We start from the raw sequence: 13841 nt of genomic DNA, 5'->3' as shown, positions 1-13841 counted from the left end.
CTGTTAACAAAAGGTTCAAGCCTTTTGTTCCCCTACTCTGAGCCTGTTGAACCCTTCGGAGATGCTTTATATGCAGAAGGGTAAGTTCTCAGAGTGCCCGATTGTTGTGTAGAAGGTGTATGCGCCGTAGTTCCAGAGTGAGTAGACACCCCATACTTTTTTACCTCTTTTATCTCATATTTATTTTTGCAAGAGTTACTTCGGAACGTGCTCTTTCTAACATACTTCTTACATAATCTACCTGACGCCTTAATGAACGGGTTATAGCGTCAGCATATTGAAAATTTAGAAGGAAGTAATAAATATCATCCATCATATCAAGCATCTTTTCGCATTTTTCTATTTCACCTTTTCTCATCTCGTCAAGCATATACCTTCTCAATTCACCGTTACTCTCGCACATACCGTGAAGGAAACTTTTATAGTCAAAACCATATTTATCAGGGTCGGGTATTTTACCGTTCTTAATAATATGAAACGTAACAACAGCCTCAGCAAGTTCTTTTTCTGAAGCGTGAAGAAACCCTGCATAAAATATTTCAGGGCAACTCTTTAGAGTTTTTTTTGCTTCTTTAAGTATAAGTAAAGCTTCTTGTATCTCTTCTTCTGCCTCTTTGAAATTGCGTTGGTGAATCTTTTTAATCGAATCTGCTGCCATGCGACCTACTTCACGAGATAATTTTAAAGATTTTTCTCTAACGGCATCTTCTTTATCAAAGAGCGTTTTAAGTTTCTTTTCAAGTTTTGTTGTCATTCTTTTTCCCCTTTACTTTCGTAAAATTTTTTAAGTTCATCTTCTATCTGAATTTTGTTGACATCTAAAGACGATTTATCTTGGTGTTTTGTTGTTGTTTTTGGTGTTGGTGGGCATATTAACTGTATAAAACCGTCAATGCTTAACACTTTACTACCAAGTATTATACCGCAGGCTTGAACTTCTCTATCATTTGATACTATTGTTCTTGCGATGTTTTTTTGTATATTGTGTTCAAGTATTTCTCTTATTATTTCGTCGGCAGTTAGTTTATGTGAAAAAAGGATTTTTATCTTTTTGTCAGGAAACTGTATATCCAAAAATCCATCAATTACAATAGTAAAAATGGTTGAAGGGTGTTTACGTCTATATTCTGAAAGCATATAAAGAAGAATATCAACGCCTCTATTTTTTTGGTCACCTTCATATTTTTTTAAAAAACTGCTTTTTATGAGGTTGTATGCATCTATTATATATTCCATCTTACTATTTCAGGTTCTCTTCTATAGCCTTGATACACTTGCTACAAACATCAGGGAATTCTTTGTTTGGAGTAGTCTCTTGAAAATGTATCCAGCACCTGTTACATTTTTTTAAAGAGGTTTTCTCAACAACAATTTCTGTCTCTTCTGTTTCTTTAAGTGTAACCTCTGAAACAATAAATAGACCCTCAATATTTTCAAAAGTTTTGAGGAAAGAAATTAACTCCTTGTCTCCTGATATGGTTATTTTTGCTTCAAGACTACCTCTTACTATCTTCTCTTCACGTTTTTCTTCAATCTTTTTTAGAACTTTTTTCCGAAATTCAAAAAAACTTTCCCATTTTTCAAGAAGTATATTATTTGGTTCTTTTAAATCTGGCCATTCTTCAAGAAAAATACTCTCTTTTCTGTTTTGCCAAGGTATTGATTGATACGCTTCTTCTGTGGTAAAAGATATTATTGGGGCTAAAATTTTTAAGAGAGCCATCAATATTTGATATAGGGCTGTCTGACCACTTTTTCTTTCTGTTGAATTTTTACCGTACGTGTAAAGGCGGTCTTTGAGATGGTCAAGATAAAAAGAAGAAAGATACAGGTTACAATAATTATGTATTTCTTCATACGCCTTGTTTAAAGCAAAAATATCATAATATTCTGAAACCTTATTAAGCAGTTGTTGCAACTTTTCAATAGCCCATCTGTCAACCTCTTCAAGTTGGTCATATTGAAGGGCTTCTGATGGTAGGAAGTCATAAAGGTTTCCTAATAGAAACCTAAAAGTGTTCCTTATTCTTTTGTAGGTCATAACAACGTTATCTATGATGTTATCAGATATACGTATATCTTGTTGGTAGTTTTCAGAGATACTCCATATACGTACTATTTCAGCACCGTGTTTTTTTATTAGTTCCTCAGGGGTTATGACATTACCGAGAGATTTGCTCATTTTTCTTCCTTCTGCGTCAACCACAAAGCCGTGTGTTAAAACGGTTTTATATGGAGCTTTTTTCTCTATCCCGCAGGAAGTTATGAGAGATGTTTGGAACCATCCTCTGTGTTGGTCGCTTCCTTCCAAATAAAGGTTAGCTGGCCATCTTAACTCAGGATTGTTTTTTAAAACAGCAAGATGGCTGACTCCAGAGTCAAACCATACATCAAGTATATCTTTCTCCTTTACAAAATCTTTCTCTTTACAGTGTGGACATTGGAAATTGTCTGGCAGTAGTTCTTTTTCGTCTTTCTCCATCCACACGTCAGCACCGTGTTTTTTTATTAAATCTTCTATTCTATTTATCGTTTCTTTTGTTATCACTGGTTTACCGCATTCTTTACAGTAGAAAATTGGTATCGGAACTCCCCACAACCTTTGCCTTGAAAGGCACCAGTCTGGTCTTGTCTCTACCATTGAACCTATACGATTCTTACCTTCCGCAGGGACCCATACTACTTTTTGTATCTCTTCTTTTAAGGTTTCGCGGAGGTTGTTCTGGTCGATCTTTAAAAACCATTGTTTTGTACTTCTAAAGATAACAGGTCGTTTACATCTCCAACAATGTGGGTATGAATGTTCGAGTTCTTCACTGTAAAAAAGAGTTCCTTCTTTTTGTAGGGTCTCTATTATTTTAGGGTCCGCATCAAAAACTTTTATTCCTTCAAACTCTTCCACTTCTTTTGTGAACCTACCTTTTTCATCAACTGGAGATAAGATTTCAAGATTATTTTTTGTGCCAGCGTAATAGTCTTCTTCTCCGTGTCCTGGCGCTATGTGAACACAACCAGTACCATCTTCAGATGAAACAAAATTTGCAAGTATAACTTTAGATTCTCTGTTTAGGAACGGGTGCCTATATTTACACCCTTCAAGTTCTGAGCCCTTAAAACTTTCTTTTATAGACGTTTTTGCTTCAATCTTTGTAAAAACAGTCTCCACAAGGTTTTTAGCAAGGATATACCTGTTGTCATCAACCTCTGCAACCACATATTCAAGGTCCGGGTGGACAGCTATAGCTGTGTTGCCGGGAAGAGTCCAAGGGGTGGTAGTCCATACCAGAAAATAGAGGTTTGTATTGTTTAGTCCTTCTGGAACTTTAACTGCAGGGAACTTTATATATATTGAGGCAGACGGAATGTTTTCGTATTCTATTTCTGCTTCAGCAAGGGCTGTTTCGCAAGAGATACACCAGTATATAGGTTTATATGATTGGTGTATATACCCTTCTGAATATAAGTCCCAGAAAGCCTTTACAATTGTAGCCTCATATTCGTAATTAAGAGTTAAGTACGGGTTTTCCCATTCTCCAAGTACACCCAACCTACGAAACTCTTCTCTCTGTATAGACATAAATTTTTTTGCGTATTCTGCTGCTTGTTTTCTGAACTTTATTGCGTCAACTTCACCTTTTCCAACCTTCATTTTTTTAAATATCTGGTGTTCTATAGGCATACCGTGACAGTCCCATCCTGGTTTATAAGGAGAATAAAACCCTCTTAATGATTTATGTTTTACAACCACATCTTTCAAAATTTTGTTTAGAGCAGTTCCAAGATGTATACGTCCATTAGCATAAGGAGGGCCATCGTGCAAAAGATAATATTCGTTGTTTTGATTTTTTTTAATCATCTTCTGGTAAATATCCTGTGAATCCCACAATTTAAGAAATTCTGGTTCTTTTTGATTAAGGTTTCCTTTCATTGGAAACGATGTTTTAGGTAGAAGCACTGTTTTAGATAAATCTTCCATTTGAAACTCCCTTTTTGCTATAAATTTATTTCTCTCTTTACGTAATTACATAATATTGTTATAATAGTTAAGAATTTTACATATTTTACCATACATAGTTAACTAACAGAAAATTTAGGAAGTTTTTAAAACGTAATATATATATTTAGGAGGAGAAGAAAATGGTTAAAATAACTATTGATGTAGAAGAGTGTACAGGATGCGGGTTGTGTGTGGATATTTGCCCAGAAGTTTTTGAAATGAAAGACGATAAAGCTATAGTTAAGACAACAGATGTTTCTGATGATGTTCTTGAGGAAGCAAAAGATGCACAGGAAAGTTGTCCAGCAGAAGCTATAACAATAGAAGAGTAAGTTCTCAGTTCCACATAAGGTTTTTGTGGGATTGTTTTATTTAATATAGAACGACTTTTATTTTAAATGAAAAAGGTAATACTTTCGTTATTTATTATTTTTGTGGCTGTATTTGTTATATCTTTCTTGATTATTTCTAATTCTAACCCTGAAAACAGAGCAAGAAAATATATTGAACTGGCTTTTAAAGAATATAAGTTGGCAATAAAAAAAAGTCCGGGCAATAAAGAGTTGCTTAATGAGTACGCCTCTATACTTAAAATTAGGAGAGGTGAATCAGAATCCAAAATAGAACTTGCTCTATTGTTTCATAATATGAGTATGGAAAAAGAAGGAGATAATTTGCTTCTTGAGGTTATGCTTAAAGATAAAGCAAAGGCAATCGAACACCTTGAACATCTTATCTCACAAGCAAAACATCCCACAGAAAGGATTGTACTTACCTCTGCAATCCTAAAGATAGCCCCTGAAAACGGTGATTATTGGTACCAGCTTGGTAGGCTATATCTTGGTATGAACAGGCATGAAGAAGGTATAGAATCTCTTGAAAAAGCCCACTCGAAAAATGTTAAAGAAGAAGACCTTTTTTATTATCTTGGGCTTGCTCTTATCCAGAGAGGTGACTATAAGAAAGCTGAATTGTATATTAATGAAGGGCTCAAAGAGGGTGATAGCGTTGAACTTCACAAGTTGCGGTATTCTCTTTACAGTAAACAGAAGAGACAGGAATTTGCAGCCCGAGAGAAAGAAAAAATATCTCAACTCTTATCAAAAAAGACTCTTGAAGAAAAAGTTCCTATCGAGAAACCTTCCCCTGTAACCAAACCAGTTGCTGAAAAACCTATTGTAATGCCCGGAATTATCCCTTACACGTTTCTTTATGTAAACAAAGGAAAACAAGAACTCCTTGTGTATAATGTTGATAATAAAGGTATGGAAATAGTTAAAAAATTCCCAGTCACTACTGGTAAAAACTCAGGTCCAAAAGAGTTGCAAGGTGATGAAAAGACTCCTCATGGCGCTTACCTTCTTACATCTAAAATAGATGGAAGTTCTCTCCCAGCAAAATATGGAATAGCGGCGTACCCAATGAATTATCCCAACCATATCGACAGAAGGTTAAAGAGAAGCGGGAACGGGATTTGGTTACACGGAACCCCAATAGACAGACCCCCCTATAATAGCGAAGGATGTATTGTCTTAAATGATAACGACCTAAAATCTCTTATGGAATATATAACTGCAAGAAAGACTTTTATTTCTATTGAAGACAATTTAGCTCAACTTACACCTAAATTATTTAATGATGTTTTGGCTTCTGTTGATAAATGGAAAACAGGTTGGGAAAGTTTGGATATAGATAAGTATATGGCAACTTACGATGAGGCTTTCTACTCTGGCGGTAAAGATAAGAAACAGTACAAGATTTATAAGGCAGGAGTCAATAAAGGGAAAACATATATTAATGTTGAACTTTCTGATGTGCAGATACTTCCTTACGGTAAAACTCCTTTTGGAGAGATGACTCTCGTATTTTTCAGACAGAAATATAAAGCAAGCAATTTTTCTTCCACCACTTCAAAAATACTGTATATGGTAAAACGTGCAGGTAACTGGAAGGTTATAGCTGAGGAAGTTATTTAAGATTTAAATTATAAGCTACTACAAGAGTTATTTTCTTGAATTACCTCTCTTAAAGAATATATTCCATTATTTTTTGCTTTCGGTTGGGTTGTTTAGGCAAGGTATAGGTTTATTTGCAATATATCTTGCCCTGGCAGGATTGTTTTTAAGAGGTTTAAGCGGGTGAGGCGGACCAATAACCGGGAAAGCGTCTGGAATTGTCCACCATTCTGGTTTCTCCGGAATTTCTTCAGGGTTGCTGTTTAAGTAGTACGAATAATCAGTTAAGTCCTTCGTTTTAGCCGGTTGCAACCCGCCGGCAATCGTATTGTTGCCATAAGTAAAATGTCCTTTTCCTGCTAATCTGTATCCGTTTCCAACAGCCATTTTTGACAGGATATTCCCCCCAAAAAGTTCATTACCTATTATATTCTGGTTGTCTGCTTTATGGTCTGACATATTAAAGCCGCACTTTTCTGCCCTGTTTCTAAAGAAGGTGTTGAAGGGCCCGTTTCTTCCCTTGTGGGAACGGTCTATCCAGATATGTTCTACTATATTCCCTTCAAAAAGGTTAGCGTAGGGGTAGTTCCCGTGGAGAGATATATCTCCGGCAAAGTTCGGGTGTGAACTGCTTCTTGTTTCACAGGAGTAGTTATAACCAAAAACGTTTCCGTTAGCTCCTGATTGCAATAAGATAGAATGTCTTAACTTTCTGAATATATTATTCTCTATCAGACATTCTCCGCTTCTTGACTGAACCCTCACCCCGCCACCTGACCCCCCTGTATCATACTCACAGGCATCATCAAAGAAGCATCCTGTAACCTCTACCTTTGTACTGTTGGTGATAGCAATGTGACTACCGAAAGCCTTATAGCTGTGAACTCCTTTTACCCAACCGTTGGAGGCGCAATAAAAGTGTATGGTATGTTTGTTATCCCTCTCTCTGTTGGTACCGGAGATGCGTCTTTCTATTTTAAGATTCTCCACACCGCTTCTTTCGTTTGGGATAAAAGGTCCTATCTCAGGGTTTCTTTTCAGCGAATAGTTATGCCGTAAAGGTCTTTCAAGAAAGAGGATATTCCCTTTAATATCGGTTATATTTATAATCTGTCCAGCAGAATATTCTGCCCACCTGTCTTTTATATTCCAGGAAGGGTCGTTTGCCTGTCTTATAACAGCATAACCTCCAACAGAAAAAAGGTTCGGGTTGGAAACACTTATTCTGTCTGAATGCATATCGGATGGTAAGATTAAAGGTGTCCAGTTATTTACGTTTTTCCCAAATATTTTTATAGCATCTCCAACAAAATCAAAAATCAGCAGGCTTTTCTTCGGGAATTCACCCCGCAATACAACCCCTGAAGGTATATTCAAGGGAGATTTTATCAGGTAGGTCCCTTCCGGAAAAAAGATTACTCCTCCAACTCCTTTTAAAGAGGATATAGCAGAATCAACAGCAGGGTAGTCGTTGATTTTTCCGTTACCTGTTGCTCCAAAGTCTCTTACATTTATAACAAGTTGTTGCAGACTGGTATCTATTGTGCTTCCGGCGTTCTGCCAGGCATCAGGGAATATTCTGTCCTGAGAAACAATCTGCCCTGAGGCGTTCTTTTCGCTGAAAATCAGAATTAAACTCTGCACCAATAAGAAAAAGAGCAGTAGGTCTTTAAAAAACATAATCACTCCTTCTTCCCTTTCTACTTTACGTTGACAGCGGTTTTATGTCAACAAAAAATCACAAAGGAAGAGCATTGTTAAGCGTTGATAGAACTACTTTCAAACCCGTTGCCGCATTAATATTTCTATTTAAAAGTAGGTTCAGTTTTAAGCTCCTTTGTTCTATTATAAAGAGTTTTTTTATAGCCATATTATATAGTTTACCCTGCAAAAGAACAATCTCTCTTTTCGTTGCTCGTTGATATCTCTTTGCTACCACCTTCCCTATTTGTTGCCTCGTCTTCATCTCTAACTCCTTCTTCATTCTACCCACCTCCTTTGAGGTGAATATTTTCGTATAGATTTTTTAATGAGGCAACGATATATTTTCAGATAGATTTTTAATGAGGCAATTCGTTCATTTGAAAAATATAGTAAGATGTGATAAAGTTTTATGCTAACTTGGCTATTACGTCTGTTAAATACGCACATTATTTTACATAGGGGAGTCAATGATTGGTAGAAGAAGTATCAATTTTTTTTTGGTTTTCTTACTCTGTTTTTCTATAAATATCTTTAAAACGGGTGGTTGGGTAGAATCGGCAGATGTTACATCTGAGGTTGAAAAAAATTTACGGATGGCTGATACGTACATTACCTCCCGTGATTATAACTCAGCCAGAAAAGAGTACCTTAAAATCAAAGAATATAAAGACCTCAATTATGCTACCCAACTTTCTTTATTTAATATAGCAGAAACTTACAGGTTAGAAAAGAAGTATTCTCTTGCACATCAGACCTATAACGAAATCCTAAAAATACCAAACCTATCTCTAAACTACCGAATATATTCTCTTTTTATACAAGCAAATCTTTATATAGAAGAAAAGAATTATATCTCAGCACGTAAAATATACTCAGATATTGTTAAAACAGAAGGTGTTTCTCAAAACCAGATATTTAAAGCAGAGATGTATATAGGAGATACCTACCGACTTGAGAGAAAATATCAGAAAGCAGAAGATGTGTATGAACTTCTTTTGAGGCAGGAAGAGGCAAATAAAAACCTAAATGAAAACCACAGATTAGATCTTGTTGACCGTTTAGAGAATATAGAGGGTTTAAAGGAAGGAGAAATAGAAAAGAGTATAAGAGAAAAACGGGTAGAACGTGTCAATAGTCCAAAGTATCACATATATGTTTCTTTAAAAGGTAGAGATACCAATAAAGGTACAAAAACCTCTCCATTCCAAACAATCAAAAGAGCTCAAGCAGAAATACAATCTATTAAAAAGACCACAGGTATGCCTCAAGGCGGTATTACAGTATATTTGCGTGGTGGCAAATATTTTATTACAGAAGGGCTAAGGTTTAATGAAGAGGATTCAGGTGAAGAAGGAGCACCTATTGTATACAGAAGTTTTCCAGGCGAAGAGGTGCGGATAATTGGAGGTAAACAGGTTACCAACTTTAAACCTCTTAAGGACCCTAAAATAATAAGACAGTTGCCCAAAGAAGTAAAAACTAAGGTATGGGTATCAGACCTTAAAGAGGTAGGTATAAACGATTATGGAAACCTTCTAAATAGAGGGCAACAGTACAATGTAGAACGGAATGGAGCTATGGAACTTTTTTTTGATACCAAACCTATGTCTTTAGCATACTGGCCTGATGAAGGGTGGTGTAAAACTCGGCTTAAAACTCAAGGAGGTGCTGGTTATCACGCAAGAGATATTTTGCCTCAACAAGGTAGTTTCCAATATATAGAGGATAGACCTAACAGATGGAAGGAAGAGAAAGAGATATGGATAACTGGGTATTTCAATCAACCTTGGCAGAGAGTTCATACAAAAGTAACAGAAATAAATTTCGAAGAGAAGACTCTCTTTTTAGCGCCAGATGTAAGGTTTTTAAAAGCGAACCCTCATTATGGCATACCTATATATAACAACGTGCCATATAAATTTTATAATCTATTGTCTGAAATATCTATGCCGGGCGAGTTTTATGTGGATAGAGAAGAAGGTAAACTCTATTTTTACCCACCAGACATAATAGAAGGGCGAGAAATAATTGTATCTATTCTTGATGAAGCATTGTTAACTCTAAACGAAACAACAAATATAATATTTAATGGGTTAACATTTGAGGGTGGTTGGCGAAATGGTATATCAATAAATGGAGGTAACGATAATCTGATTGCTGGGTGTAAGGTACGAAATGTTGGGCAGTACGGGCTTTCTTTGGAAAAAGGTTGGCGTAACGGAGTGGTTGGGTGCGATATATGTGATGTTGGTGAAGGAGGGGTACGGGTTGACGGAGGGAATTGGAAGAAACTTATACCTTCAAGGCACTATGTGGAGAATAACCATATAACACGTTTTAACAGGTTTGATGGTGGATATAGACCTGCTGTTAGGTTGTTTGGTATTGGTAATAGGGTTTCTCATAATCTTATTTCAGACAGTTCACATCAAGCGATATTGATGGATTACAACAATCATATAGTAGAGTATAATGAGATATACGATGTTGTTTCTGAAGCCAGAGATGCTGGAGTTATATATATTTATGGAGAACCAAGGTATCTTATGAATAGAGGAAATATCCTTAGGTATAACTTCTTGCATCACATAACAGAACACTCTTCAGAAGTACCTTATCCTAACCCTGGAATAAATGGAATTTATATAGATGCTCTAAATGCTGGGCAAACGATTGTTGGTAATATTATTTATCGGTGTACTGGAACTGGTGTATTTACTCATGGTTCAGATTCAAGAATTGAGGACAATATTTTTGTTGATAACAATACCTCTCTAATATTTGGTAACAGGATATATGTCTTAAAAACTACCGAACGAGTGAAGTATTGGAAGAATAATATACTTTCTAATATTAAGTATCGTCAACCGCCTTGGTCTGTGATGTATCCTCAACTGAGAAATATAAATATAGGTGGCAAGTTTATGAATATTAACGACGACCTTTATTCTGGTAATTTTATCGGTAACAATATTGATAGTTTTACTCCGTTTTTTATTAACCCTGAAACATTGGATTTTACTATTAGAGCAGGTTCACCAGTTTATGGGAACATAGAGCATAACTCTATACCTTTTGAAGATATAGGGTTGTATAAAGACGAGTTGAGAGTAACTTGGCCAGTAAAAAAATCTCCAGCAGGAAAGTATTATAAACCAGAATGGCAAACACCTGTTGAAGATGTGGCTTCAAAGTTTCCAACGTTAGCAAGGGTTAGTAGGGAGCAAGAGTATGAAGTAGTAAAAAGAGTAAATCCTATAAAAATCGATGGCACTCTTAATAAAGAAGAATGGTTTGGACTTGATAAAAATAGAGCGATATCGGTTATGGAAGAACATCAGAAGGGAATAAAGAGAGAAAAATCTGGTAGTTATTTGTGGATAACTTACGATGAAGAGAATATATATCTTGGTATAGAATCTCTGCCTGACCGGTGGAAGGAAGGTTTACCAAAAGAAATTTCTTATGCAGCTCATGAGTTTACTATTGAAGGTGCTGTAGGTAAAGATGCGTGGTGGCAAGAAGGTGTGCCAACTGGACCGTTATATGTGTTTACTGGAAAACCTGATGGTAAATTTGTTGTGCACAATCTATTTAATATACCAACCGATATAATAAGTAACATTAAAAAGCAGGTAGAATATAAATCGGTAGTTATTGATAAAGAGACCAGCCATTGGACAGCGGAATGGAGGCTCCCTCTTTCTATTTTGAATATAGAACTTAAAGATAACAAAACTTGTAGGTTTAATATTGGTAGTAGTATGAGAGATGGATGGTATGCTTGGGTAGCCACAGGAGCGCATATCTGGCGAGTTGATAACGCTGGAGTTATTAAGTTTAAATAATCATTTAGTATTATTGAAATAGCAAATAGAAATAAGGGAGGCAATATGAAAGGAATAAAAAAATCTATTTTATTGGTATGTGTTTTGATTTTTATTACAGTTTTTTCTGTCAAAGCAGAGTTGGTTAACCCTGGATTTGAAAAAACTTATGTAGTGCCAGAAAAAGAAGGTTACCATAAGATTTTACAGAGCGCTGGCTGGAAATATGAAGAACCTCTCGTTTTACCTGAAGGGTGGCGACCTAATATAGGGATAAAAGTGCCAAATCCTGAATACCGACTGATTACCGATAGCAAACAATCTTATAGCGGTAACAACTGTGTATATGTTGCAGGACATTTTGCTCAAAACTCTGTATTTGGTGTTACCGCAGGTGATGAGATAGAGATAAGCCTTTATGTTAAAGACCCTAACAAAAAGCCAATAGATGTTTATCTATACTATTATTCAATAGGCGAAAAAGTTAAAACATTGTTTGCAGGTTCTGGCTTTTTTAGCGTAAAAACAGAATCAGAATGGACAAAACATACAGGTACAATAAAAATACCAGACGAGAGTAGAGGTATGCGAGTTAACTCTGTGAAGTTTGCTATTACTAGTAACACAGGTGCTTACTTTGACGATATTTCATTGATACATAAAAGGCCTTCAACCTGGCTAAATTTTAAGGATGCGTGGATAGAAGGGAATAAGAAATTTGAAAAGAACGATTTTTCTGGAGCTCGTCAGGATTATTTAACGGGATTAGATTTAACAAAAGAAAAACAAGAGAGATTAGATGTACTTCTAAAAATTTCTGAAACTTACCAAAACGAAAAAAACTTTGCTCAAGAAATAGAAGTCCTTAACAGTATTGTTGGAGCAGAAAACCCTGATATTGAAACAAAACTTAGTACTATATTTAAAATTTCTGAGAGTTATATTAAGTTAAAAGAGTATGATAAAGCAAGAGGTGAACTTAGTAAGATTTTAAAAATGGGGAAAGAATCTAATTCAGTAAAGGTTAGGGCTCAACAAGAAATATCTGATACCTGGTTACAAGAAAGAAACTATCCTCAGGCAATAGTGTCTCTTGAAGAAACATTAAATATGGAATTGGCGGGCGACATTGTTAAGGTGGCTACCCAATTTAAACTTGGTGATACATACTTGCTTGCAAAAGATAGCAGGAAAGCTGAGGAAGCATATTTGAAGGTTTTATCAATGAGAGGGCTTACTTTTGTTGATAAACTTGATGCTAATTGGAAGGTAGGTAGCATATATAGAAACGAGAAAAATTATGATAAAGCGCGTGAATTTTATCTTAGGGCTTTAAATGTGGAAGATGTGAATAGTTGGAGCAGAACATCTCTGCTTAACAGTATTGCTGAAACCTATTTAACAGAAAAAAATTATGATAAAGCCAGAGAATACCTTTTGCAGATTGTTGATGTAGGTGTGAATGCTTGGAATACAGTAAAACCTGCTCTAATAAAGGTAGGAGATCTTTATAGCAGAGAAGGTAACTATGAAAAAGAAAGGCAAATGTATGACGAAATGTTTGACTGGGTTGAAGAAAACTACCCAAAAGTTGGTAGGTTAACCTCAAAAATAGTTCTTGCTTATGCAGAACGGTGTAAACTTTTTGGAGATAGTTTTTGGAAGGCAGGAGATAAGGAAAAAGCAGAAGAATATTATCTACTATTTTTGGAAACAGGGAAAGGCAAACTTGATGCAAAGATGGTAAAAGAGGTTGAAAATAAAATTGGAGTAAATAGACCTGCAGAATATATAAGGAATGGCGATTCTCTATTTTCAGAAGATAAATATGTTGAGGCAAAAAAAGAGTATCAAAAAGTTTTTGAATTAGAAACCGCAACTCCTCGACAGAGATCTGTTACATACATAAAAATTGGTGATATTTATATTGTTGAAGACCAGTTTAACAACGCAAGAAAAGAGTATCAAAAGGCTTTTGATGTTAAAGGAGTAGGTGTTGATGAAAAAATATCTGCGCTTTTTTTAATAGGGGACAGTTACGCTATTGAGCAGAATTATAAACAGGCAAAAGACCAGTATAACAAAATTCTGTCTATGAAAGAAGCAAGTTCTTACCATAAAATAAAAGCGCAAGAAAAAATTGCTGAAATGTTTAGGGGAGAACTCAATTATGCAAAAGCAAAGGAAGAATATGAAAAAATTTTATCTATGGAAGGGGTTACTCCTAAACAGAAACAAGAGTTTGCACAAAGAATACGAACTATTTATCGTTAAATAAGAGCATAAAAGAAAAGCAGTATGGGGTGTTATTTACTCACTCTGGTACTATGGCGCACACACCTCCCTCTTTTTGCCTTC

The 13841-nt window shown here is 35.6% G+C and carries 9 protein-coding genes; 4 read left to right on the top strand and 5 right to left on the bottom strand.

Annotated elements, in window-relative coordinates; translation table 11 throughout:
- Positions 1–169: 169 nt before the first annotated feature.
- Genes M0P98_04595 through ileS form a run of 3 tightly spaced genes read right to left on the bottom strand, consistent with a single transcriptional unit; the run spans position 170 to position 3976 of the window.
- The gene (locus M0P98_04595) at positions 170–754 is read right to left on the bottom strand and encodes a hypothetical protein (GenBank protein MCK9266149.1); all 585 of its coding nucleotides are present in this window, start codon (positions 752–754) and stop codon (positions 170–172) included.
- Positions 751–1236: an NYN domain-containing protein gene (locus tag M0P98_04590; protein ID MCK9266148.1), complete on the bottom strand. Its 486-nt coding sequence runs from the start codon at positions 1234–1236 to the stop codon at positions 751–753. Before M0P98_04590 ends, M0P98_04595 begins: the two co-directional genes overlap by 4 nt.
- 4 nt (positions 1237–1240) lie before the next feature.
- Positions 1241–3976, bottom strand: a complete 2736-nt coding sequence (gene ileS, locus M0P98_04585; protein MCK9266147.1) for an isoleucine--tRNA ligase — start codon at positions 3974–3976, stop codon at positions 1241–1243.
- Positions 3977–4137: 161 nt separating this feature from the next.
- Here ileS and M0P98_04580 point away from each other — a divergent pair, with 161 nt between their 5' ends.
- Together M0P98_04580 and M0P98_04575 are read left to right on the top strand one after the other, a co-directional pair.
- A complete protein-coding gene (locus tag M0P98_04580) occupies positions 4138–4329 on the top strand; it encodes a ferredoxin (protein ID MCK9266146.1) in 192 nt (63 codons plus the stop codon).
- Positions 4330–4395: 66 nt separating this feature from the next.
- The gene (locus M0P98_04575) at positions 4396–5973 is read left to right on the top strand and encodes a L,D-transpeptidase family protein (protein ID MCK9266145.1); all 1578 of its coding nucleotides are present in this window, start codon (positions 4396–4398) and stop codon (positions 5971–5973) included.
- A 66-nt stretch (positions 5974–6039) separates the two neighbouring features.
- Here the strand turns inward: M0P98_04575 and M0P98_04570 are convergent, their stop codons facing one another.
- Positions 6040–7632, bottom strand: coding sequence for a glycoside hydrolase family 55 protein (locus tag M0P98_04570; GenBank protein MCK9266144.1), 1593 nt, complete (start codon positions 7630–7632; stop codon positions 6040–6042).
- A gap of 58 nt (positions 7633–7690) precedes the next feature.
- Positions 7691–7936 carry a hypothetical protein gene (locus M0P98_04565; protein ID MCK9266143.1) on the bottom strand — a complete coding sequence of 82 codons (246 nt, stop codon included), beginning with the start codon at positions 7934–7936 and terminating at the stop codon, positions 7691–7693.
- 187 nt (positions 7937–8123) lie between these two features.
- Between M0P98_04565 and M0P98_04560 the strand changes: the two genes are divergently transcribed.
- Positions 8124–11504 (top strand): right-handed parallel beta-helix repeat-containing protein, encoded by a 3381-nt coding sequence (locus tag M0P98_04560; protein ID MCK9266142.1) that lies wholly within the window; start codon positions 8124–8126, stop codon positions 11502–11504.
- 45 nt (positions 11505–11549) lie between these two features.
- Positions 11550–13757: a hypothetical protein gene (locus tag M0P98_04555; GenBank protein ID MCK9266141.1), complete on the top strand. Its 2208-nt coding sequence runs from the start codon at positions 11550–11552 to the stop codon at positions 13755–13757.
- The last annotated feature ends 84 nt before the right edge of the window (positions 13758–13841 follow it).

Source organism: bacterium, assembly GCA_023230585.1.
Taxonomy (GTDB): domain Bacteria; phylum Ratteibacteria; class UBA8468; order B48-G9; family JAFGKM01; genus JALNXB01.
The sequence above is the reverse complement of the archived record's forward strand: the minus strand, read 5'-3'. Positions and strand labels throughout refer to the sequence as shown.

Excerpts from the sequence above, each read along its gene's own strand:
- M0P98_04575 (MCK9266145.1), top strand. The coding sequence starts at position 4,396 with ATGAAAAAGGTAATACTTTCGTTATTTATTATTTTTGTGGCTGTATTT.
- M0P98_04595 (MCK9266149.1), bottom strand. The coding sequence starts at position 754 with ATGACAACAAAACTTGAAAAGAAACTTAAAACGCTCTTTGATAAAGAA.
- M0P98_04590 (MCK9266148.1), bottom strand. The coding sequence starts at position 1,236 with ATGGAATATATAATAGATGCATACAACCTCATAAAAAGCAGTTTTTTA.
- M0P98_04570 (MCK9266144.1), bottom strand. The coding sequence starts at position 7,632 with ATGTTTTTTAAAGACCTACTGCTCTTTTTCTTATTGGTGCAGAGTTTA.
- M0P98_04555 (MCK9266141.1), top strand. The coding sequence starts at position 11,550 with ATGAAAGGAATAAAAAAATCTATTTTATTGGTATGTGTTTTGATTTTT.
- M0P98_04565 (MCK9266143.1), bottom strand. The coding sequence starts at position 7,936 with ATGAAGAAGGAGTTAGAGATGAAGACGAGGCAACAAATAGGGAAGGTG.
- ileS (MCK9266147.1), bottom strand. The coding sequence starts at position 3,976 with ATGGAAGATTTATCTAAAACAGTGCTTCTACCTAAAACATCGTTTCCA.
- M0P98_04580 (MCK9266146.1), top strand. The coding sequence starts at position 4,138 with ATGGTTAAAATAACTATTGATGTAGAAGAGTGTACAGGATGCGGGTTG.
- M0P98_04560 (MCK9266142.1), top strand. The coding sequence starts at position 8,124 with ATGATTGGTAGAAGAAGTATCAATTTTTTTTTGGTTTTCTTACTCTGT.